The sequence below is a fragment of the Bacteroides sp. ET489 genome (assembly GCF_030518095.1).
Taxonomy (GTDB): Bacteria; Bacteroidota; Bacteroidia; order Bacteroidales; family Bacteroidaceae; genus Bacteroides; species Bacteroides ndongoniae.
Window position 1 is genome coordinate 46991 of sequence record NZ_JAULLJ010000018.1, and the last position, 21279, is coordinate 68269.

The following is a 21279-nucleotide window of genomic DNA, read 5'->3' on the forward strand; positions in this document are numbered from 1 at the left end:
TTATTAGATGAACAGATTTACATTAGCCTTGTCTGCACGTTCCATATAAGTGGCTACACCGCCTATTGTCACTTCATCGAGCAACTCTTCCCGACTAATTCCCATCATATCCATCGACATCTGACATGCTATAAACTCCACTCCCTGTTCCAATGCCTGGGCACGCAACGATTCTAACGAATCAACTCCCTTGCGCTTCATCAGAAAACGCATCATGCGGCTTCCCAAACCGAACATATTCATTTGCGAAAGTTTCAGTTTCAATGAACTGGACGGAAGCATCATACCGAACATTCGGCCAAAGATGTCTTTCTCCACCTTAGGCTTTTGTACTTTCTTCAGCACATTCAAGCCCCAGAAAGTAAAGAAGATGGATACCTTCTGTCCTGTAGCAGCGGCTCCATTGGCCAGTACAAAAGTGGCTAACGCTTTGTCCAGATCATCACTAAACAAAATCAATGTCTTTCCACGTCCAGCAGGAACAGGCGTTGCCGTCGAGCAACTATTTCCTTTCTCTATTACTACCGTATAACGTCCTTTCGACTCACTTTTTCGGATCAGCTTATTACCGGTTGTATCGCACCAGGCCGACGCGTCGCGTGCAAAACCAGCATCAGTCGCAACCACTTCTATCTGTTGCCCTGGCTCGGCATGATCCATTGCTTGTTTCACCTTCATAATAGGTCCCGGACATTGCAAGCCACACGCATTAATCTTCACCACCGGTGATTCACAAGCGCAGAATGATACTTCGTCTGAAACTGCTTCAGATTTGCAACATACAGTTTCGTCCGCAATCGGAACCGGCACAGAAGCTACAGCAGCCGAATAGGTTTTGTAACCGCCGATCAGGTTACGTACCTGTCTATAACCGTTCCCTATCAAAATGCGTTGTGCCAAATAACCACGCAAGCCAACAGCACAGAACAACACTACCGGCTTATCCGAAGGAATCTCCGACAAATGGTTACGCAACTCATCAAGCGGAATATTGACTGCTCCCGGAATAGAACCAAACGAGTATTCCTCTGGAGTACGGGTATCAATCAACATTACATTTTCTTTTTCTGCCAACAGTTCACGCCAGGTTATTGCAGGCATAGCTCCGCTAATAATATTAGAGGCTACGTATCCGGCAATAGCTATAGGATCTTTAGCCGACGAGAAAGGAGGAGCATAGGTATGTTCCGTCTCCATCAGATCGTACACTGTACCACCGCGCTTAATCAGTCCGGCAATCTGGTCAATACGCTTGTCTACTCCTTCGTAACCTATACATTGGGCACCATACAGTTTTCCCGTTTTAGGATGGAATGTCAACTTCAAGGTCAGCGGAAGGGCATCCGGATAATAACCCGCATGTGAAGCCGAATGAGTCACAGAACTGCAATTGTCCATTCTCCATTGTTTCAATCGCTTGGCAGCCAGTCCTGTCGAAGCGACTGTCATATCAAATACTTTAGCAATCGAAGTACCAATAGCTCCTTCGTATGCCACCACGTTCCCCAATGCCATGTTGTCTGCAACAATACGCCCTTGTCTGTTAGCCGGATTAGCCAAATAATTCAACCAAGGCTTGCCTGTCAACGGATGCGGATATTCGATGGCATCGCCTACTGCATAAATGTCTTTAATAGATGTCTCCAGATGCTCGTCCACCCAGATACCACCAGTTTCCCCCAATTTTAATCCGGCTTGCTTGGCCAAGTCCGTAGCGGGACGCACGCCGATAGACAGCAACACCATATCAGCAGGAATCGTTTTACCACTTTTCAGAAAGACGTTAATCCCTTTATCCGTGCGTTCGAACCGAGTTACGCCCTCTTCCAGATAAAGTGCCACTCCTTTTTGAATCAGATGCTGATGCACAGGAGCTGCCATCGAGAAGTCGATAGGTGCCATCACCTGATTCCCCATCTCTACTACAGACACATGAACACCGGCATGATGCAAATTCTCAGCCATCTCCAAGCCAATGAAACCAGCCCCGACTACTACAGCGCGCTTTACGCATTTCGAACTGATGTATGATTTTATACGATCCGTGTCTTCTACATTGCGCAAAGTGAAAATGCCTTCCAAATCTATTCCCTCCAAAGGCGGCCTTACGGGTGTAGCCCCCGGAGACAGGAGCAACTTGTCGTAACTCTCTTCATACGTACTGCCATCCGCCTTTCGAATAGTTACTTTCTTTATATCAGGCTGTATAGATATCGCCTCATTCTCAACCCGCACATCTATACGAAAACGTTTACCAAACGACTCAGGTGTCTGTACCAACAGTTTTTCACGTTCGGCAATCACGCCACCTATATAATAAGGAAGACCACAATTGGCATAAGAAATGTACTTGCCTTTTTCCAGCAAAACAATTTCTGCCTTTTCATCTACTCTTCTCAATCGCGCTGCTGCTGTTGCCCCACCTGCAACTCCTCCAATAATCATGTATTTCATCATTCAACTATTCATTTTAAGTTCGCACATATTTTAGTTTATGATGCAAAGAAAATATTTATTTTCCAATTATATATAATTTCCAATGGAAAATAATTTTAATTGATTAATATAATGCAAGAAAAATATAACTCCGTGTGGTGATAAATGTACTAAAATCTGTTAAGTCCGCTGGTGCAGCTTTTCTAATGGAATGAAAGCCACTAAATTTGCAAGAAAAGCCATATGCTGCTAAGTCAATTTGAAGGTCGTTTTCCAACGGAAGAATCCTGCGTGTCTTATTTTAGAGACATTCGCATCATCCAAGGCGTTTCCTGCCCTAATTGTGGCATCAAAACTGATAAGTGGCTGCAAGGGAGAAAAGCGTTCCAGTGTACAAAGTGCGGTTGCAGCATTCCCCTGACCAAGGGGACGGTAATGGAACACAGCAAGTTGTCCCTTCGCACTTGGTTCTATGCCATGCACCTTATGACATCCATCAAGCAGGTGCTTTCCGCAAAAGAAGTCCAGCACCAGCTGCGAATAGAGCAATACCCTCCCGTATGGCTTATGATGATGAAGTTGAGGAACATCATGGGAAAGCGGGATTGCATATACCAATTGTCGGATGAAGTGGAACTCGATGAGGCGTTCTTTCCGATACGGATTCCTGAAGAGTCGCGCGGTGAGAAAATCAAGCGCGGCGCAGGAAGCCAACAGCAAGCCAAGGTACTTGTCATCGTTGAAAGCAAGCCTGTTGACACTGTACTGCAGCAATACTTGTCCGAGGCAACAGGGCAATCCATAAGAAAAGCATCCCATTTGGCTAAAAAAGCGGAAAGGCAAAACATCGGAAAGGTTGTCCATTACATAAAGATGTTTGTGATTGACAATCTGAGTGCTGACACGTTGGACAAAATAGTACGTAAACACATTGACAAGGATACGGTCATCGTTTCAGACGGTTCCTCCTCTCACATAAACTTCGAAGGGTACTTCAAAGGGTATGAACGGCATGTTGAAAGCAATGTGGATTCTGTGGTCAAGACCCATTTGCCTTGGGTGCATGTTGTCATAGGACGCAGCCGAAGTGGCATTGCTGCCATTCATGGTGAGGTTGACAAGCAGTTCTTGCAACTTTACTTGAATGAATTCTGCTGGAAATTCAACAGAAGATTCTTCAAAGATTCATGCAACCCGAAATATGACCTGTTTGATAGGTTGGTTAAGATTGCCGCCATTTACACATCGGACATCAAATGGAGAGACTACTGCTTACCGGACGATGAAATCGTTTAAGGTTTGTTAGTACATTTATCACCACACGGAGAAATATAATTATAAATAGGAATAGAAATAGTTACTTTAAACAAAAACAAGTACAAAGAAACAACTAAGAAAAAAACATGCTTATAATAAAAATGGCATGTATACGATGCAGATAAGCTATCTGTCTCATATACATGCCACCTTCCCATTCATCTTTTTTTTAAAGGAATGAAACGGGATCAGCTTTTATCTATTACCAACCTAAAGCAGACAAACCTGCATCCTGATACCAGGACATCGAACGGTAAGCGGTAGCTCTGGAAGCATTATTGCCGGGAATATACTGGGTAATACCATTAGCACCCTCCATCGAGAACATACCTACTACCTGCGAGTAATTCTTTGCAGTCGTATTCCAATAAGCAATGGCATCATCAAAAGCCTGTTCCCAAGTTGCAAATGAATCTTCGTCCAGAATCTCCTGCATCATCTGTTTCAGGTCGAAATATCCCACGTAATCTCGTCCCCATCCGTCATGATCGTAATCAAACACCTTCTCCATCAGCTCAGCATTATCAACATCTTCCTGCGGAAGCAATTGGGCCGTTATCGAAGCCAATTCCTGCAAAGCACTCGTACGCATCACACAAATGGAAGTACCACCGGTCCAATTATTGTTGGAAATACCGATTCCACCATTATAAATCGCTTCGTAGGATGCAAAATACACTTGAGCCATCCGAACAGCAGCATTATCCTCCGCCATCAGCGGCACCAGTTTATCATAAGGAGCACCCGGTCCCGGGTTTTCAGTGGGAGAACCGATGTAATAATCAGTAAAATTGCGCAATTCGTAAGCTACTTCGACAGACGACATAAAGCATGCATCGAACATGATGAAACTAAAATGCGGCGTCGTTTTCAATAAAGAAACCAGTTCCGAGATATTCATCCGGTGATCGCCATCCGTTTTATCCTGCCCTACCCAACGTGTCGAAGCTTCCCCATAAGGAATCCAGCCATCGGCATGAGACCAGTATATCAGTCCGTAACTTTCAGCTTCAAAATTCGGGTTGGAAAATACGGCATCAAACACTTCACGGGTTTCCTCCAAGCCACACGAATTACGGTCCTCATACTCACGTACAACTTCCTCCACAACCGTATCACCCGACTTTTTCAATTCCACAAGACGTGGAGAATCACCCATATCCAGATATACCAGCAGATGTAAAGCTGTAGCATCCGCCTCCAGCATTCCCTGTTTCATTTCCGCCAGATCCTTAAAAGCAAACGAAGACAAACTGTTATCACCTGCAATATACACCAAAACCGTTCTTTTATAAGGTCCAGGTTCGGGATCATCGCTTCCACACGACGTTACCAAAAACATCAATAGCAAGAAAGGTAATATAAGCCAATTCTTTATCATGTCGATTTCAGTTTAAACTACAGATTATTATTCTTCCGGTTTCTTAAATGAAAAATCTGAAGGAGCAATGGATTGCAATTTCAGATTTCCTTTCACATATTTTCCTTTTACCTTACTGGCTTCTTTCTGAAGTTTATTTTTGTTTTCAGAAAAATAAATCATACACGTATAATCCGGTTTCGCCAACTCATATTCCAGATAATTCTTCAGCTGATAAGAATAGAGTTCACGTTGTGGTAAAAAGCCCCGCTTATCCAAAACTACACTGTCGAGCATTTGAATTTCCGTATAATACACAATCGTGTCATTGAACGAAGCCGCCACACCAAAAGCATAAACTTGTTTTTCTTTCTCTTTCTTCATAGAAAACGCCGAGCACAGCGTAAACACCAGTGTTACAGCCAATAAAATACGAAGATATTTCATAGGTTTCTTTAATTATATAGTTTGTTAATACTAAAATCCGTACAAGCCAAATGTTTCACATTCAACTGCATTTGCCGCAAAGATATAAAAAAACCGGCTGCCTGACGCAAGGCATACCGGTTTTTAATACCTTCTTTATTTGTCGGAAACTGATATTTCTTATTTATCCCAAATAAGACTTGAGCAATTTACTACGATTACTTTGTCTTAATCTTCTAATTGCTTTTTCCTTAATCTGACGAACACGCTCACGAGTGAGGCCAAATTTGTCGCCGATTTCCTCCAGTGTCATTTCCTGTTGTCCGATGCCAAAGAACATCTGAATGATTTCCTTTTCGCGCTCGGTTAACGTAGAAAGAGCTCTATCAATTTCCCTCGCAAGAGACTCGTTCACCAACGAGCGGTCGGCCATAGGAGAGTCGTCGTTGACCAGCACATCAAGCAGACTGTTATCTTCTCCTTCCACAAAAGGCGCGTCTACCGAGATATGACGTCCCGACACCTTCAGCGTATCCGAGATTTTGTCTACCGGGATTTCCAGCTCATCTGCCAACTCTTCGGGCGACGGACGACGTTCGTTTTCCTGCTCAAACTTCGAGAAGGCTTTGCTGATCTTATTCAGCGAACCCACCTGATTCAACGGCAGACGTACGATACGCGACTGCTCGGCCAAAGCCTGCAAAATGGACTGACGTATCCACCATACTGCATAACTGATAAACTTGAAACCACGTGTTTCATCAAACTTTTCGGCTGCTTTTATCAGACCCAGATTACCCTCATTAATCAAGTCGGGCAAACTCAAACCTTGATTCTGATACTGCTTGGCTACAGATACAACGAAACGCAGATTGGCACGTGTCAACTTCTCCAATGCAACACGGTCACCCTTACGGATGCGCTGAGCGAGCTCTACCTCCTCTTCGACAGTAATAAGGTCCTCACGGCCAATTTCCTGTAAGTACTTGTCAAGAGAGGCGCTCTCTCTGTTAGTGATACTTTTAGTGATTTTTAATTGTCTCATCCTATAAATACGTATTTGGGCTACAAAGTTACGACTTTTTCTTTTGATGTTCAAAAACTTATCCCAACTTTTTTGCCTGAATTCAACAAATACATAACAAAAAGGACACCGATAAATATCATATCGGCATCCTCTTTTTTCTTCTTTGTTTGCGATTATTACAATCTTCTTACCTTATTACCTTTTTCTTTACGGCAGAACGGTTAAAAATACCATTTCTCAAAAGTCCGGCATTTTATCACCGTTCCGGCCTATAGCGGGTGTCATTCCTGGGACAAGTCTACAGCATAGCTTGCACGTTTGCCCGACGGGAACATACCAGTAATGAACAATACCTGCTCAGGAGTTCTGGAAGCTTCCTTCATCACATTTTCCAAATCGTCAACCGTCTTCATCTGCACACCGTTAGCTTTCAGGATAATGAATCCCTTACGGATTCCGGCATCACTCATCTTACCGCTGCTGACACCTGTCACTTCCAATCCGTAACCCAAGTTCAGTTGTCTCTTCACCTCTGCACTTACAGGACGGAAGGCTGCACCCAGAATGTCCATATCGGCATTCTTTATAATCTTGGTAGTACCCTGTTCGTTCTTCAAAGTTACTTCTACAGTCTTTTCTTTCTTGTCACGAATCAGTTTCACTTTCACCTTGTCGCCCGGACGATATTTAGCAAGAGCTTCCTGCAGGTCGGCAAACTTATGGATTTCTTTTCCGTCCATACCTACAATCACATCATCTACCTTAATATCGGCACCGGCAGCAGAACTACCCTCTACAATTTCTCTTACCCAAAGTCCGTCTATAACTCCAAACTTATCTCTGGCCTCTTTCTTAATCTCACTCAGTTTCTTTCCGTTTTTCTGATCCGAAACCTGAGTATCACCCGGTTCTTCAGCCAATTCCGTCACACTGACACCCAGCTTAGCACGCTGAACTGATCCATATTGCTTCAAATCAGCTACAACCTTCTTCATAATACTGGTCGGAATGGCAAATCCATAACCGGTATTCGAACCTGTCGGAGAGAACAAAGCCGCATTGATACCAACCAACTCGCCACGGGCGTTAACCAATGCACCACCACTGTTTCCCTGATTAATAGCTGCATCTGTCTGAATATATGATTCGATACCTTGTTTGCCAGTCATCTGTCCCATACCCAATGAACGGGCTTTAGCGCTGACGATACCGGCCGTAACCGTAGAAGTCAAGTTGAACGGATTACCTACAGCCAATACCCATTCACCCACTTTCAAGGCATCAGAATCGCCGACCGGAATAGTCGGGAAATCATCTCCTTCTATCTTTATCAAGGCTAAATCGGTTTCTTCATCTGTACCGATAATACGACCCTTAAACTGACGGTTATCATTCAACGTAACACTGATTTCATCAGCACCGTCAATCACGTGATTGTTGGTCACGATATATCCGTCCTTCGAAATGATGACACCCGAGCCGAAGCCTGTACGTTCGGGAGTCTGTATCTGACGTTTTTGCGTACCACCACGCCCGCCAAAGAAATCACCAAAGAAATCATAAAAAGGATCTCTTACTTCCACTTCCTGCACTTTGGACGATTGTGTAGAACGGATATGTACAACACCGTGAACGGAATTTTCAGCAGCTTGTGTCAGATCCACCGGCTGAGCGGCAGCTCCACTGAATGCAGCCAGATTTATACCCGGATTGGGCTCAAACATCTGATCGAATGACTGATTGGCATATTCTGCCTTTTGCATTAATTTATAGGTAGTGATACCTGCAACACCTGAACTCAAGAGTACGATTGCCGCAACTCCTAAGATGTTTTTTGTTGTCTGTTTCATATCCTTTTTTACTGTTTAAAGTGTTAATATTCGAGTTTCGTTTAACATTACGACGTTAAAATAACGACAAAAAACGTTCAGTTATTCCACTTGTCACCTTTTTTTGTTCTCTTTTAACAGAGAGGTTTTTGAGCTTAACAGCGGTTAACGACGGAAGCTGACAATTTTGCATTTATCTACTATTCTGACATGTTAAAAGACTGACAGATAGGACATGACAGCATTTTAAAGCTTTACTACTCCTATTCCCGGCAAATCCGAAAGGGTTATTTTTCCACCCACAACCTCCATTCCCTTGAAACGGTCGTTACTGATAAGCAAGTTTCCGTCAAGGTCGGCAAAGTCAACAGCCGGAGAAAGCTGGGCAGCCGCCGAACAAGCGCACGAAGTCTCCGTCATACAACCCACCATCACCTTCATATCCAGTGCACGCGCCAATGTCAGCATCTTCCACGCCTCACGCATACCGGTACATTTCATCAGTTTGATATTGATACCCGTAAAAGCCCCTTTCAAAGACGGCACATCCTTCAGACGTTGTACCGATTCGTCAGCAAATACAGGCAAAGGACTCTGCTGGGTTACCCAGGCAATATCATCCAACTGCTCTTTAGGCATCGGTTGTTCGACCATCACAATTCCCCGTTCCTTCAGCCAATGAATCATGTCCAACGCATACTGCCTGTCCTTCCAACCCTGATTAGCATCAACCGCTATCGGCAAATCAGTGACCGAACGAATGGCCTTTATCATTTCCTTATCGTTGTCACGTCCCAGCTTCACCTTCAAGATATTATAAAGCTCGGCACACTCTTCGGTCTTTTTGCGAACCACGTCAGCCGTATCAATACCTATTGTAAACGTTGTCGAAGGAGCTTTTTCCTTATCCAGTCCCCATATTCTGTACCAGGGAGCCTGCAACAGCTTACCTACCAGGTCGTGCAAGGCAATGTCTACTGCAGCTTTTGCTGCCGTATCTCCCGGCGAAAGACTATCTACATACGCCAGAATATCCTCCAGTTGGAAAGGATCGCTGAACTGCCCCAAGTCTACCTTCTGCAAGAAAGCCAATACGCTTTTTACCGTCTGCCCCAGATAAGGCGGCATGGAAGCCTCACCATAACCTATTATGCCATCGTACTCAATCTCGACTTGCACATCGGGAGTAGTCGTACGCGAATAAGTAGCTACCGTAAAAACATGACGCAATTGCAATTCGTAGGGGAAGAAACGCATTTTCATTTTAGGAGCCGCCCCCTGCTTATTAATATTAAATAGGTGTATTTTCTTTTTCTTGGTATCTGCCATAGCCTCCTCGGCAATCATTCCGGCACCCAGTGTTGCCAGAGCAGCAGTCTTAAGGAAATCTCTTCTGTTTGTCATAACTCTGAAATTAGTCCGACTCGTCCACTCCCCAGCGATAATACGGATTGGTATCGGTTGTGTTCAATTCATCCATTTTATTTATATAAGGTATCACGCGCGTAGCAAACAACAGACGCCCCCGATTGAAAGCATCAAACAACGGATCGGAAGCATCGAGACTGCTGACATGTACATCACCTTGAGAGTGAATAAAGCGCCCCTGCCCGATGTAGATGCCCACATGAACCACGCGCGCCTTCCGTTCGGCAGTGGCCGGACTGCCGAAAAACACCAGATCGCCAGGCTGCAGATTGCTGAAATCGGAAGCAATCTCGATATGCTCGCCTACATAAGCTTGCTGTGAAGCGTCACGCGGTATAATCATATCGTGCATGTACAGCACCGTCCGCACCAACCCACTGCAGTCCATTCCTTTCGAAGAAGTTCCAGCCCACAGATAAGGTACCCCAATCAGTGTATAAGCCGTCTTCAGAATAGAACCGGGATCCTTTTTCAAAGACTTCCGCCATTGTTTTTCGGGACAAGCATCCGCCTTCTCCACATATCCGGTGCGACCATCGGGATAAGCCACCTTATAAAAATCCCTCTTACTTCCCAGCCACTTCAGACGATTGCCTGCCACGATATCCGATACCGTCTGCGAACGACGGTTGGGAGCAGAATATACAAAACCATAATGAGTCGTGACAACAATCTTCTCCGCACGGTTCCAGTCCGCCACCTCTGCACTGTCCATCAGCCTGACACCTGCCCGATGCACCCAAGCAATATAATTATCCGGAGTCTGTATCCGATACCAGCCGTCGAACTGAAGCACACGAACCGGCATCCCCAATAATGCCTGAGTCGTCATCTCCGAAGCAAAGTCGGGCTTTACATGCAAGTTACACACCGACAGATTAACTACTCCATACGTTTTTCCTTCCAAAGCCGCCTCATCGGGAAGCACCTTCATACAGTCCATCACCTCGTAACCGGCCTTTCCAAGCCCTTGCAGCAAAGCCTCTTTGGCCGCTGCAGCCGTAGTCACTCCCCTCAGCATCATCTTCCGGCCGGAAACCGTATAATCAGTCTGGAACAATGCTACCCGTCCGTCGGGAGCATAAACCTGTTTCAAACTATCCGTCAGCCGAATCACATCTGCCGGCAAATCGTTACTTCCGACACCGGAAGCCTGCACCAATGAAGTCAAAAACAGGGAAAAGAAAAATAAATGAATAGTTTTTCGCATCTGCCAAATTCTTTTTGATAGTGTTTCTGTTAGCAAAGCTACAAATTATTTCTTTTGAGAGGGAGAAAAAGGGATAATTTTATTTTATACTGTGACGCGTTTACATTATCTTTGCACGCCAGAAGCAGTCGGTCGGTCTGTCGCTTGCGCCTTGTGCGTATGAGGAAAGTCCGGGCAACACAGAGCATTCCACTTCCTAACAGAAAGCTATCCGCGAGGGTAGAGTAACGCAGAAGAAAATAACCGCCACAATCTTCGGATTGCGGTAAGGGTGAGAAGGCGGGGTAAGAGCCCACCAGTCTTGTGGTGACGCAAGGGCTGTGTGTCTTGGAAGTTGTAAGGTCATGTAAACCGGCGCCACGAGAGTTGCTCGCTCCATGTCGGAGGGTAGACCGCTAAAGCTCGTATGGCAACATACGGCTCAGATAAATGACAGACAATTTGTCTTGACAGGACTGAAAGATGAAAGGCGAATGTCCGAATCGAAACACAGCCCGCCAGGACAGATTACAGAACCCGGCTTACAGACCGACTGCTTTTTCTCTTTCTTTCTTCAATCCATGGATTATGAACAAACGTATAGCCACACTCTGGAAGTTCCTGACCTACGACATCTGGCGTATTACGGAAGACGAAGTCACCAAAACGACTTTCTCTCTCTATAACATCATCAAGACCATCTATCTCTGCGTTTCCCGCTTCGCACAGGATCGTCTGGCCAACAAAGCAGCCGCACTGACTTATAGCACCCTGCTCGCCATCGTACCCATCCTGGCCATTCTGTTTGCCATTGCCCGTGGATTCGGATTCGACAACCTGATGGAACACCAGATCATCAACGGTTTTGGCGGAGTCACAGGGACTACCGAATTCATATTCCAGTTTGTCGACTCCTATCTGTCGCAAACCAAGAGCGGAGTCTTCATCGGAGTAGGCCTTATCATGTTGCTTTGGTCCGTACTGAACCTGATCAACAACATGGAAATTACCTTCAACCGCATCTGGCAGGTAAAAAAAGCACGCAGCATGTACCGCAAAATAACAGATTATTTCTCCATGCTCCTGCTGATGCCGATTCTGATTGTCGTGTCAGGAGGTCTTTCCATTTTCATGAGTACCATGGTAAAGAACATCGAGGACTACACCCTGCTTGCGCCACTTGGCAAGTTCCTGATACGACTGATACCTTTCGTACTGGCTTGGGGCATGTTCACAGCCCTCTATGTCTTCATGCCCAATACCAAAGTCCGCTTCAAGCATGCACTGATTTCGGGCATTCTGGCCGGTACCGCCCATCAGGCATTCCAGTTCCTGTACATCAGCAGCCAGTTGTGGGTGTCGCGCTACAATGCCATTTACGGAAGTTTTGCCGCTCTTCCTCTGTTTCTGTTATGGCTCCAGATTTCGTGGACCATCTGTCTGTTCGGTGCCGAGCTGACGTATGCCGGACAAAACATCCGCAATTTCAGTTTCGATCAGGACACGCGCAGCATCAGCCGGCGTTACCGCGACTTTGTATCCATGCTCATCATGTCCCACATCACCAAACGGTTTGAAAAAGGAGAAACTCCCTATACGGCAGAAGCCATTTCGGAAGAGTGCCAGATCCCCATACGGCTTGCCAACCAAACGCTCTACGAACTTCAGGAAGTCGGACTGATACACGAAGTGGTAGTCGACGCCAAAAGTCAGGACATCGCTTACCAACCTTCGATGGACATCAACCAACTGACCGTAAACATCTTGCTCAACCGACTCTACACCCACGGATCAGAAAACTTCAAGATAGACAAGGATCACGAATTCAGTTCCGAATGGAAAGCCTTGATGAAAGCCAGAGAAGAATACTATAACAGCACCCAACAATTGCTGGTGAAAGACTTATAACAATTATCTCAACTTTGACTTCGTCGATTTTCAATTCGCAAGCTCAAGTTGCAGTTGACAAGCAACAAGTTGACGAGTTAACAAGGCGTTTGTAGCGAGCTGTTTCAAGCGGCACTTTATCAAACAGGGAGTTCCAGCCTAATAGACTTGTTAACTGAAGCCTTGTTAATGGTTAATGATTAGTGGTTAATGATTAATGATTAATTCTTCATTTCTCTGCACTCCCATTCGCCAATAGTCCCCGTTTCCGACGAGAAGGTTGCACCAATCTTATACACCTTTCGTACATCGGCTGCATACTCGCGTGCATAACCCTTTTCTTCTATCTGCTGCAAGGCTTCGGCAGCGGTGCCGTCCAGCTTGAACTCGAAGATGTAGACATACTGCGGTGTTTCCAGCACACAGTCCACACGCCCTTGACTCTGCACCTTTTCCACATAGACAGTGTAGACACTGATCAGGCGGAGTATCAGATAAAAGGTATATTGGAAGTAGCGTTCGCGTTCCACTTCATCCTCCTTGCGGCGCATGGTATAGGGGATGCTGGCCAAGAAGGAAGCAAACAGAGCTGACAGTTTTTCTACTTCGCCGCGACGCATGGTAATAACAACGTCTCTGATCCACCCTCCGGTATCTTCAGCTGGCTTCAAATATGCTGCAGACAACATAGTCAGAAACCCGTTTTTTACTTCATTGTTTGGGAAATCCAATAAAAATGTATTAAAATCAATGTCGTAATCCTTGATGGTCAAGTAACCACTCTGGAAGATCATAGGCAAGGGACGTTCCACATCGGCCTTATAATCAACAAATTCCTCCGGACGATAGTACTTGCCCGTCAATTCGTTCAAATTTTCATCAAAGTGGTTCAGCAGGCGAATGAGATAAGTGGGCGTACCTGAACGGAACCAGTAATCGTTCACGCGGCGGCTGTCCAATGCGCTGAGCAGGCTGAAAGGATTGTACACGTCCGTCATACGGTCGCTGAAGTGGTAGCCGTCGTACTGCTGTTTCAACCGCTGTTTCATCTCCTCCGGCGTGCAGCGGTAGTCCACCGCCATGTCGGCGATGGGTTGCGGAAAGTATCGGTCGATCTCTTCCTGGGTGATGCCGCACAACGTCTCGTAACGCCCGTCCATGCTGATATCCTTCGGCTGGTTGAAGCCACTGAACACACTCACCTGCGAGAACTTCGTCACACCAGTCAGCAACACGAACTGCAGGTGCTCGTCTGCTCCCTTAAATACGGAGTAGAAACCTTTCAGCACGTTGCGGTGACGATCCTCCAACTCGCGGTCAACATCGAGCACATCCAATATCGGCTTGTCATACTCATCAATCAGCACCACGCAGCGGCGTCCCGTCTGCTTGTGGGCGGCACGAAGCACTTCGATAAAACGATACCCGTACCCCAGTTCCTCTTCGCGGTCGGGTATGCCATACTGCTTTTCCCATTCCGACACATGGAAATTGATTTTCTTTTCCAGTTCGCCGGAGTCCGTAAAGTTTCCTCCATTGAAGTCCACATGGAACACAGGATATGTCGCCCACTCCGTCTCCAATTCGTCGATGGCCAGACCACGGAACAGTTCACGCCGTCCCAGAAAATAGTTTTTCAGTGTGGATACCAACAGGCTCTTCCCGAAACGGCGCGGACGACTCAAAAAGTATATACTACTTTCATGTACCAGGCTGTAAATCAAATCCGTCTTATCCACATAGACATAGCCGTCTTCAATGACACGATCGAAACTTTGTATTCCAATAGGGTATTTCATAAGCAGAACGTTTTCATTTTCATACTACCTGCAAATATAAAAGATTTCCGCCCAATCAGGAAATAATCCTCTATTTTTCCCCTTCGTTGCACAACTCTCCCTTTCTTTTTCTTATTTTGTTTCGCATAAACTAAAACACTAAACAATCTGCACTTTATCAAACTCGAAACGAATCATGAAAAAGAAAGAACACTTAACCACTTACATGGACCTGATTATTCAACAGCTGGAAGCGGAAGGACGCCTCGGAACGGCACACGTCTATCGCAGTACACTGCATCGCATACTCGACTTCACTCGTAGTCAGCCGCTCACCTTCGGTGAAGTAACTCCCCTCTGGCTGAAAGCTTTCCAAAACTATCTGTTGGGACGCCAGTTGCAATGGAACTCCGTTTCCACCTACATGCGTATGCTTCGGGCGGTATACCTGCGTGCGGTCGATGCCGGAATGGCCGTCTGCCGTCCCCGCCTGTTCAAAGGCGTATACACGGGCACACGGGTGACGGTGAAGCGTGCCCTCAGTGAAAACGACCTACGTAAACTGAATGAACCGAAACCTGCTGTGCGCGAATGTAGCCTTGAGCGGACACGAATGCTGTTCATGCTGCTGTTCATGCTGCGCGGCATCCCTTTTGTCGACATAGCCTACTTGCGCAAGTGCGATTTGCAGGATAATATCCTGATGTATCGCCGTCGTAAGACAGGAAGCTGGCTGACGGTACGTGTAGAGCCGCGTGCCATGAGCCTCATCGAACAACTGAAGACGCCGGACGAATCTTCACCCTATCTGTTCCCCTTTATCAACGGCACAGACGCCGATGCTTACCGTCAGTACCAGAGTGCGCTGAGAAGCTTCAATGCACGACTGAAGCGTCTGGGTGCATTGGCCGGTGTGAAAGGGAGCCTTAGCAGTTACTGTGCCCGCCATAGTTGGGCCACCATAGCCAATTATCACAACTATCAGCAGGAACTTATCTGTAATGCAATGGGGCATTCATCTGTCAAGGTTACAGAAACCTACTTCAAGCAACACACTGATGAACGTATCGGACAAATGAACAAAGAAATACTTTCACAGGTATTTCGGGAATAGAACAATTATCGCACCAGATTAAAACTACAGACCACAACAACCAACAGTTGCAATACGAAAAGACTTTTCATAAAATCTGTATAAGGAATGATTCCGTTACTTCGTAGGTAACGGTTATACTTTTCTTTTGCCTTGATGCAAAAGAAAAAATACCAAAAGAAAAAATCAAGAGACAAACCTCCGGAACTACTCAGTCTTCATTTTTGCTAAAAGGCAGAGAGTCGCCGCGCTCCAAACAGTCTGTCTTTTTCAACGTAAGAAACAAAGACGCCGCTTCACGCCCCTCCGATTAGGCCCAAAGGCTGCGCACGGCACCTTTGATACATTTGTGAGACACTTGTATGGCTCACAAGCAACACTTGCACGGCTCGCGAGCAACGCAAGCAATACTCGTGGCAATTGCAAGTCATACTCGTGGGCTTTGATTGTAATACTCGGTAGGATTGATTGTTAGACTCGTGGAGATTGTTTGTTAAACTTGCCAGCATTACTTGTTATGTCAGCTAACTATTAATATTGTCCGGCTAAAGTAGGTAGTTACATCTGTCAAGTGAAACTTTACGAGATGAAAGATGGATACGCGGACTACGCTGAGGAGGCGGACTTACACAGATGAAGAATAAAAAAGAAGAAAAATGCCTTCACGCTTTCACCAGAAGACATCTATGCTGATACACAGAAGAATATGGTGAAAGATAAAGCTTCACCCTGATTCAGTGAAAGGTCTTTTGTGAATAATTAGAATCCGTGTTCATCCGTCTCATCAGCGTAGTCTGCGTATCCATCTTTCACCATAACATGCTAATCATAAACGATTTATGGTGAAACCTTACCTGTAAAAACCTACACATACCCCTCCAGTCGGAAGGTGAAAGGTGAAAACAGTCATTTTATTTCCTCCTCCGGTAATATGTTAAATGCCCCCAACAACCGCTTAATCTTCCGACAGCATGAAACGCCGTATTTCTTTCATTCAGCTTATTTCACCTGCGCTTCATTCATTCTTGTATAAATATGTTAAAGATATGTGTTAAATCATCGCTTTTATTTGTTTGTTTGTAAAAATAAAACAATCTTTGCACCAAATTGAAAAATACATCCATTACCTACGAAGTAACGGAACAACAAAACAACATCCCGCTAAGAAAAAAAATTGTGTTATGGACATGAAAATAGTGAAACGAAGCCTGCTGCTTTGTTTGCTGTTTGTCAGTATTTCACTTTCAGCCCAGAACTGGGCCGTAAAGACGAATTTGTTGTATGATGCAACGACTACAGTAAACCTTGGAGCAGAAGTCGGATTGTCACCCCAATGGACATTCGACCTTTCGGCCAACTTCAATGGCTGGACCTTCGGCGACAACAACAAGAAGTGGAAGCACTGGCTCATCCAGCCGGAACTTCGCTACTGGTTGTGCGAACGCTTCAACGGGCACTTTGTAGGCACCCATCTGCTGGGAGGTGTGTACAACTTCAGCAACCTCAATCTTGACTTCAAACTTTTCGGCACCGACTTTGGTGAACTGAAAGGCCACCGCTTCGAGGGCTGGATGGCGGGTATTGGTGTAGCATACGGTTACCACTGGATGCTGTCGCGCCGCTGGAGCCTTGAAGGGGTCATTGGCTTGGGTTACGTCTACAGCCGTGCCGATAAGTACCTTTGCCCGCGATGTGGCGAACAGTTGGAGGACAACGAACCGCATCATTACCTCGGCCCCACCAAGGCTGCCCTGAATCTGATATATGTTTTCTAAATATAATAAGGTGAAATTTTGAGATACGCGGACAACACGGAAAAAGACGGACGGACGCGGATAATTCCAACTCAAAAAAACTACAAACTAAAAAGACACCATCATAGACATGAAACGAATCATTTTGATATATAGCCTTTTCTTGGGATGCCTTGGCGACGCTCTGCCACTCATGGCCCAGCACACCCTTCAAAGCGGTGCAACGGTCGAGGCAACCGACGTCTGCCGCTTGCGCGACAGCGTCATTATCACCATGCGACTCGATCTCTCGACCATGGAGGTAGAGTCCAACCGCTCCATCGTCCTGATTCCCCTGTTCGAGGCCGAAGGCAAGCACATCGAACTGCCCTCGGTGGAAGTGATGGGCCGTAGACGCCAACTCTACTACGAGCGTAACGGACGCCGGCACTACGCCGACAGCCCTTGGAGTGTCATACGTCGCAAGGAAGACGAGGCACAGACTGTGAACTACCGCACTACCCTACTCTACCAACCCTGGATGGACACCGCCCGTCTGGCCGTGACCGAAGACCTTTGCGGCTGTGGCGAAGTGCAACCGGGCAACCAGCTGACGCTGCAGCAGGCCGACATCGCCTTTCGTCCCCGGCTGGCCTACATTGCTCCCGAAGTGGAAGTGGAGAAGCGGCGCGCACTGAGCGGCGAAGCCTATCTGGACTTCGTGGTGAACCGCACCGACATCAACCCCACCTACCGCCGCAACCCCGATGAACTGGCGCGCATACACGCCTCCATCGATACCATCCTGCACGACCGCGACTTCCGCATCACCCGCATCACCTTGCGTGGATATGCCTCGCCCGAAGGAACCTACCGCAGCAACACCCGTCTGGCCGAAGGCCGCACCGGGGCATTGAAGACGTACGTACAGACGCGCTACGGCTTTGTCGACACGCTGTTCGTCACCGACTTCGTGCCCGAAAACTGGGAAGGCCTGCGCCGCTACGTGGCAGGCAGCACGCTGGCCGACCGCGACGGCATTCTGACCCTGATAGACAGCGACCAGGAACCCGACGCCAAAGAGCGTGCCATCCGCAGCCGCTACCCCAAAGCCTACGCCACCCTGCTGGCCGAGTGCTATCCCGGCTTGCGCCGCACCGACTACCGCATCGACTACACCATACGCAGTTTCAACGTGAACGAAGCCAAAGAAGTGCTTCGCACCCGCCCGCAGAACCTCAGCCTCGACGAGATGTTTGCCGTGGCACAGACCTACGAACCGGGCAGCAACGACTTCAAGCAGGTGTTCGACGTAGCCGTACGCATGTACCCCGACAGCGAAGTGGCCAACCTCAACGCCGCCTGTGCCCTCCTGGAGCAGGGACTGACCGAGCAGGCACAACCCTACTTGGACAAGGCGGGCTACAGTCCGCAGGCAGCCAACGCCCGCGCCGTATCGCTGTTGCTGCAAGGCCGCTACGACGAAGCCTTCCCGCTGCTGGAACAGGCGCTGCAAGGAGGAGTGAAAGAGGCGGAGGAGAACAGGAAGATAGTTGAAAATGAAGGATGAAGAATGAAGAATGAAGAATAATATAAATGAGTCCATTTTAAAAAGTACACTTTTTGCCTTAGAGTATAACGTAATTGTCATTCTGTCATCCTGAACGTAGTGAAGGATCTCCTTCGAAAGCTACGTGATAACAGATCCTTCACTCCGTTCAGGATGACAGAGCAAAGTAGACTCAGGAATGACGCAGAACGGTAAAGGGCTAAGGGTAAAACCAAGGTCAACAATTCACCCTAAACCCTCAACCCTCAACTCTCAACCCTAAGTCCTTAAAACAAAACAAAGTAGTTCAAAACAAATAATTATTAACTCGATAAATAAGAAAGATTATGAAAAAGATTTTTAAAAACATGGCTTGGACAATGGCCGCAACGCTGGTGATGGCGGCTTGCTCTGATTCGCTGGATGAGAGTTCAGGGAATGGTAACGATTTGAATACCGATGGTACAGGGTATGTAAAAATTGCGCTGAACCTGCCGAGTACTTCGGGAACTTCGACAAGAGCCGATAGCGAAAACGATGACTTTAACGATGGATTGGCAGCAGAGTACAACGTGAATGATGTTATTTTGGCATTGTTTTACGGTGCAGACGAAAGTTCTGCCACCTACAAATGGGCTACACAACTACCTAATCTAAATTTTGTAAACCAAGGTACTTCAACAGACAACATTACTACGAAATCGAACTATGTGGTCAGTGAAGTTCCCAAACCCAGTACGGGCGAAAAAGTGTTTGCACTTGCCATCGTAAATAATTCCGGTTATTTTAGCGTAAGCAACAATAAGCTGAATTATAATGCAGCCGGAACAAATCCGTCAACTGAATTCTCTGGGACATTCGCAGCTTTGTTTACAACAGCATCCAATACTGATTTGACTAAAATTGCTTCTACTACTGCAAACGAAAATAAAGGAAATTTCATGATGACCAACGCTCCAATCGCTAAACAGCCTAGCGTAACGAGCACAAACACAACTGGATGGAATCCAGATATAACAACCTTGGTAGAATTAAAAGTTTATGACGATAAGCCAACCGCCGAAGCTGCACCATCGAATCCCATTTACGTAGAACGAGTGGTTGCCAAGGTGAACGTCAAAGTTAATGCTGCCTCAAATACATTGACCATTAAAGAAGGTGAAACATTTGCCGGTGCCACCGTTGAATTTACTGGATGGGAACTACAGAACACCAACAAGTTAACCTACCTGGTACGCAATGTTGGAAGTGGTGACAAAGCTGCTTGGAAAGATTGGATTAAGCTTTTTAGTACCGACCCAACTGTTTCATCCAAAGAAAACCGTTTTGTAGGAACTCAGCCTGATCCCTACCGTACATATTGGGGAATAGATCCCAATTATAATACTATTGTCAAATCTGGAGAAATAACAAACAACTTTAATGTTTGGTCAGAAACTTCAGCTCCCCAAAAATGGTTAGAACTTGCCAATAACGGAACAACAGCCGGTTTGGAAGCCGTTGCTTATTGCGCCGAAAATACTACCATTGCTAAAGTTATGCAGAAAGACCAACTGACCGGCATCTTATTGAAAGCTACTTTCAAACTGAGCGGTACAGATGGAGTAGATTTCTTTACTTGCAATGGCGTCAACCAGATTTATACCAAAGAGAACATGCTTGCGGCTCTTACTGCCGAATTGGCTGCAAGCAGTAAAGAAGATGTGAAATTGGGAGAAAATGAGAAATTAGCGATAAAAGAGGATGCTGGAGGAGCAGAAATTAAAAATATCGAAGATTTGAAAAAAGTATTTCAAATCACAGGCGGTACAACTAATCCAAATGAATTATCAGACGATCAAGCCAATGTTATTCTAAACAAATACTCAACCATAAACTTCTACAAAGGCGGAAGAACATATTATTATGCTACTCTAATCAAGCATTTTGGTGAAGAATATACTCCCGCAAGTGGTGTTAACAGTTTAGATAATTATTCTGAAAAAGATCATCTTGGCCGCTACGGCGTACTCCGCAACAACTGGTACGAACTGCTAATCAACAGCGTAAGTGGTCCCGGTGATCCTGAAATTCCGGTAATTCCGGAAGAACCGGCTGATAAGGAACACCGCTACATCAACTGCGAAATCAACGTCCTCTCCTGGGCAAAACGTTCACAGGGCGTAGATCTGTAACATAGTGTGTGAGGCTGTGCCTCGTATTCACCACAGATTACGCGGATTGTCAC

General features: G+C 46.2%; 14 protein-coding genes and 1 other RNA gene. 7 read left to right on the plus strand and 8 right to left on the minus strand.

From position 1 onward, the window contains the following. Nucleotides 1-3: 3 nt before the first annotated feature. Nucleotides 4-2454 carry an FAD-dependent oxidoreductase gene (locus tag Q3C19_RS11195; RefSeq protein WP_302729371.1) on the minus strand — a complete coding sequence of 817 codons (2451 nt, stop codon included), beginning with the start codon at nucleotides 2452-2454 and terminating at the stop codon, nucleotides 4-6. Between the two features lie 225 nt (nucleotides 2455-2679). On the opposite strand from Q3C19_RS11195, the gene Q3C19_RS11200 reads away from it, so the two are divergent. Continuing rightward, complete coding sequence (locus Q3C19_RS11200) at nucleotides 2680-3732, plus strand: IS1595 family transposase (RefSeq protein WP_302729337.1); 1053 nt, start codon at nucleotides 2680-2682, stop codon at nucleotides 3730-3732. Nucleotides 3733-3955: 223 nt separating this feature from the next. Here the strand turns inward: Q3C19_RS11200 and Q3C19_RS11205 are convergent, their stop codons facing one another. The 6 genes from Q3C19_RS11205 to Q3C19_RS11230 form a co-directional block, all read right to left on the minus strand. Further along, a complete protein-coding gene (locus Q3C19_RS11205; RefSeq protein ID WP_302729339.1) occupies nucleotides 3956-5134 on the minus strand; it encodes a clostripain-related cysteine peptidase in 1179 nt (392 codons plus the stop codon). 27 nt (nucleotides 5135-5161) lie between these two features. Continuing rightward, a complete protein-coding gene (locus tag Q3C19_RS11210) occupies nucleotides 5162-5560 on the minus strand; it encodes a hypothetical protein (protein ID WP_022164451.1) in 399 nt (132 codons plus the stop codon). Nucleotides 5561-5723: 163 nt separating this feature from the next. Further along, nucleotides 5724-6584, minus strand: a complete 861-nt coding sequence (locus tag Q3C19_RS11215) for an RNA polymerase sigma factor RpoD/SigA (RefSeq protein ID WP_008766632.1) — start codon at nucleotides 6582-6584, stop codon at nucleotides 5724-5726. Between the two features lie 263 nt (nucleotides 6585-6847). Next, nucleotides 6848-8416, minus strand: a complete 1569-nt coding sequence (locus Q3C19_RS11220; RefSeq protein WP_022164448.1) for a trypsin-like peptidase domain-containing protein — start codon at nucleotides 8414-8416, stop codon at nucleotides 6848-6850. Nucleotides 8417-8641: 225 nt separating this feature from the next. After that, on the minus strand, nucleotides 8642-9799 hold the full coding sequence (locus Q3C19_RS11225) for a dipeptide epimerase (RefSeq protein ID WP_302729342.1): 1158 nt from the start codon (nucleotides 9797-9799) through the stop codon (nucleotides 8642-8644). 10 nt (nucleotides 9800-9809) lie between these two features. After that, nucleotides 9810-11033 carry an NlpC/P60 family protein gene (locus tag Q3C19_RS11230; protein ID WP_302729343.1) on the minus strand — a complete coding sequence of 408 codons (1224 nt, stop codon included), beginning with the start codon at nucleotides 11031-11033 and terminating at the stop codon, nucleotides 9810-9812. Nucleotides 11034-11157: 124 nt separating this feature from the next. On the opposite strand from Q3C19_RS11230, the gene rnpB reads away from it, so the two are divergent. Both rnpB and Q3C19_RS11240 read left to right on the plus strand, forming a co-directional pair. Further along, an RNA gene (gene rnpB / locus Q3C19_RS11235) (RNase P RNA component class A) lies at nucleotides 11158-11573 on the plus strand. Between the two features lie 27 nt (nucleotides 11574-11600). After that, nucleotides 11601-12920: a YihY/virulence factor BrkB family protein gene (locus Q3C19_RS11240; protein ID WP_022164445.1), complete on the plus strand. Its 1320-nt coding sequence runs from the start codon at nucleotides 11601-11603 to the stop codon at nucleotides 12918-12920. A gap of 200 nt (nucleotides 12921-13120) precedes the next feature. Here the strand turns inward: Q3C19_RS11240 and Q3C19_RS11245 are convergent, their stop codons facing one another. Further along, nucleotides 13121-14698: an ATP-binding protein gene (locus tag Q3C19_RS11245; RefSeq protein ID WP_302729345.1), complete on the minus strand. Its 1578-nt coding sequence runs from the start codon at nucleotides 14696-14698 to the stop codon at nucleotides 13121-13123. A 175-nt stretch (nucleotides 14699-14873) separates the two neighbouring features. On the opposite strand from Q3C19_RS11245, the gene Q3C19_RS11250 reads away from it, so the two are divergent. The 4 genes from Q3C19_RS11250 (at nucleotide 14874) to Q3C19_RS11265 (ending at nucleotide 21226) form a co-directional block, all read left to right on the plus strand. Continuing rightward, complete coding sequence (locus Q3C19_RS11250; RefSeq protein ID WP_302729347.1) at nucleotides 14874-15791, plus strand: site-specific integrase; 918 nt, start codon at nucleotides 14874-14876, stop codon at nucleotides 15789-15791. A 1166-nt stretch (nucleotides 15792-16957) separates the two neighbouring features. Next, on the plus strand, nucleotides 16958-17545 hold the full coding sequence (locus Q3C19_RS11255; RefSeq protein ID WP_071149415.1) for a DUF3575 domain-containing protein: 588 nt from the start codon (nucleotides 16958-16960) through the stop codon (nucleotides 17543-17545). Nucleotides 17546-17654: 109 nt separating this feature from the next. After that, entirely contained in the window at nucleotides 17655-19073 is a 1419-nt protein-coding gene (locus Q3C19_RS11260; protein WP_302729349.1) for a DUF3868 domain-containing protein, read from the plus strand. Between the two features lie 326 nt (nucleotides 19074-19399). After that, complete coding sequence (locus Q3C19_RS11265) at nucleotides 19400-21226, plus strand: Mfa1 family fimbria major subunit (RefSeq protein WP_302729351.1); 1827 nt, start codon at nucleotides 19400-19402, stop codon at nucleotides 21224-21226. The last annotated feature ends 53 nt before the right edge of the window (nucleotides 21227-21279 follow it).